Source organism: Photorhabdus noenieputensis (assembly GCF_018448935.1).
GTDB classification, from domain to species: domain Bacteria; phylum Pseudomonadota; class Gammaproteobacteria; order Enterobacterales; family Enterobacteriaceae; genus Photorhabdus; species Photorhabdus noenieputensis.
On the sequence record NZ_RCWC01000099.1, the window covers coordinates 1 to 2,504 of the forward strand.

A 2,504-nucleotide genomic window follows, 5' to 3' on the forward strand; every position below is an offset into this window, starting at 1 on the left:
AGTAAACACCCGGCACCGCCCCTGATTGCCCAGGGCAGTGAAACCGTGTTTATCAACGGCTCGCCGGCGGCCCGGGTGGATGACAAACTGGCGTGTGGGGCCACCATTAAATCCGGGGCCAAAACGGTGTTTATCGGCTCCGGGCAGGGGACTTACCTGGCCGTGGCCGAAGAGTTCTCCGCCTGGGAACGGGCGATACTGATGGCGGTTGAATTTCTGGTACCGCCGTCACGCGGAGCCCTCAAAGGGCTGGGTAAGCTGTTTACCCGACAGGCCGGTAAAAAGGCCGTCAGCGGGGCGATTGCCGGCGTCAGGCAGGCGGCGAAGATAATCGCGGGGAAAACCCTCTGCTGTGCCAAAACCGCCTTCAAAGAAACTCAGGGCGTGAAACGTTACCGGGAAGCGACGAAAAAATTCTTTACCGGCGACCCGATTGACGTCACCACCGGCCAGTTATTTGACCGGCGGACCGATATCACCCTCGGCCAGACCCTGCCGCTGGTGTTTCTGCGCAGCTGGGCACCGGAGGAGCAGGGCCTGCTGGGGCCGGGCTGGACGGACAGCTTCTCCGAATGCGCCCTGGCCACCGGCGACCGGGTAGAAATCCGCACCACCGAAGGGGCGTCGCTTTACTTTGCCTTACCGGCCGCTTATACCCACAGTGTTAACCCGGACCACCCGGATTTCACCCTCAGCTGGGGAGAACAGGGATATATTCTCCGGCACCGGGATTCACCGGTGCGTAAGTATTTTGCGCTGGCCTCTCCGCCCTCAGCCGAAGGGACACAGTGCTGGCGGCTCACGGAACACCGGGACGTGTATGACAACCGGCTGCGCTTTATCTATAACGACCGGCATCAGCTGACACAGGTTCTGCACAGTGACGGGCCGGAGCTGACGCTGCTTTATAACCTGCGCGGACAACTGACCGAGATACGCCGCACCGATGAACGGTTACAGGAAGTGATGGCCCGTTATCACTACCATGACAACGGCCGGCTGGCGGAAGCGGACAGCACCCAGAATTTCCACCTGTACTATGAATATAACGCGCAGGGCCTGATAAGCCGCTGGTCCGATGGCGACCAGACCTGGGTGGATTACCGTTATGATAAACAGGGGCGCTGTACCGACAGTGTGGGGGCCGGCGGCTTCTATCCGGTTCACCTGGATTATGCCCCCGGCCTGACCCGCTCCACCACCCCACAGGGGCACACCACCACCTGGCATTACAACGACCAGCAGTTAATCACTGAAATCCACACCCCGTGCGGCGGCGTGACCCGCTATGAATACGACCGCTGGGGCAATCTGGTCAGACAGATATTACCGGAAGGGGAAACCCTGACGCTGACTTATCTGGCCGATACCGGCCGGGTCACTTCGCTGACGGAGGCGACCGGCGCGGTATGGCGATACAGCTATGAGGCTGACAGCCTGCAACTGACCGGCATGACCGACCCGCTGCAACGCACCTGGCTGCCCCGGTATGATGAACAGGGCCAGCCCGCCGGATTTATTGCGCCGGACGGCCGGAAAACCACGCTGACCCGCAATGCCTTCGGACTGGTGACGGCCGAAACAGACCCGGACGGCAACGGCCGCTCGCAGGAATATGATAAGCATCATCGGCTGGTGCGGGTGCTGGATGAGGAGAACCGGACCGTCAGTCTGGGTTATGACAGCCAGGACCGGCTGCGCAGCCTGACCGCGGCGGGGGCGCTGTGGCGCTGGCGTTACGACCGTCATCACCGGGTGGCGGTCAGCGACCGGGCGGACAACCAGCTGGAGCACTTCACCCATGACCGCCACGGGAACTTAACCTGCCGGACCGATGCCCGCGGCGTGGAATGGCAGGTGGAGTACGGTCCGTTTGACCTGCCGGTCGCCCGGCGTGACGGCGAGGGGCATCGCTGGCAGTATCGTTATGATGCCGACACGCTGCAACTGACGCAGGTGATTAACCCGCAGGGAGAAACTTACACCTATACCCTGGATGCGGATGGCCGGGTTATCACCGAGCAGGATTATGCCGGCACGCAGTGGCATTATCGCTATGACCGGTCGGGGAACTGCATTGAAAAGCGGGACGGGGAAGCGCACGTGACCCGCTACGACTATGACGCCGCCCGCCGGCTGACGGCGCTGCACGCCCCGGAAGGGACCACCCGTTATCATTACGACAGCGTGGGCCGGCTGTTAACCGTGGACTCCCCGGACAGCACCCTGCATTTTGAATACGACGAACAGGACCGGATAGTGCGGGAAATCCAGCCGCACGGAGAGATTCTGCGTCACTACCCGGATACCCGCACCGCAGAACGGCAGTTGCTGACCGGCGAAACAGCGCCGGTCACCGGTCCGGCCCGGTTTAGCGGGCAGACCCGCCTCTGCCGCTGGCAGAGCCGGCAGGAAGTTAACCGGGTGGGGGAACTGATTAAACTGACGCTGGCGGAGCAGGCCCCCCTGACCCTGGAACGGGATGACGCCGGCCGGGACACGGG

1 protein-coding gene is annotated in these 2,504 nt (G+C 62.4%); it reads left to right on the forward strand.

The features are described 5' to 3' along the window. Nucleotides 1–2,504 (forward strand): DUF6531 domain-containing protein (locus tag EAE91_RS23245; RefSeq protein WP_214090509.1); only part of this gene is annotated, 2,504 nt, incomplete at both ends.